Annotated in this window: 1 protein-coding gene; it reads right to left on the bottom strand. The window is 65.8% G+C overall.

The window, feature by feature from the left end:
* Positions 1-330: 330 nt before the first annotated feature.
* The coding region (locus tag AC1DQC_RS19965; protein ID WP_477052969.1) for a hypothetical protein at positions 331-622 on the bottom strand (292 nt) is incomplete at its 5' end.

Raw genomic sequence — 622 nt, forward strand, 5'->3', positions numbered from 1 at the left:
GTAGACGCCGGATCGCGCGTGGCCCGGCTGCCGGTCGGAGGATCGTCGGCGAGATCTCGAACGGCGGAGTCATCGGCGTTAGGATTCTCAGTGTTGTTGCAGGTCAGCGTTCCCGCGGTCGCGGTGGTACGTCGCTGATTCCGGGCTCCGGGCCCGCGGAACCTGCCGATCTCTCATTTCTGTCGAGTTGCAGTGAAGACTGACAAGAAACGCCGCTGCGCTTTGACGGATGCCGGGTGTGTTGATCGCGGCCGTCAAGGTTGGTGTGGCGATTCGCGCCGGCCCCGGGTTGTCATTACGGCTTGAGTTGAAACGCGCGCGAGGCGCAGGTCATGGAGAGCGCCGCTTGGCGGTGTGTGGTGCCATGTCGATCCGGAAGCTGGCGGCTTCGAGCGCGAGGCGGCGCACCTCAACGAGGGCCCGCTCGAATATCACGGTCCCGATGAGCATCGTCTCGACGGCAGCCGTGCGGTCCGGCATGGCTCGGGCGTACTCCACTTCGAACTTGGCGGTCCGCTCAACGATATCGGCAGCGCTGTCGAGGTCGGTGAGCGATATCGGGAAGTCGAACCGGCGCAGCGTGGCGACGAGCTCGGCCAACCGATGTGGCGCCGGGGCACCC

The sequence above is a fragment of the Cellulomonas sp. P4_H12 genome, from assembly GCF_056400905.1.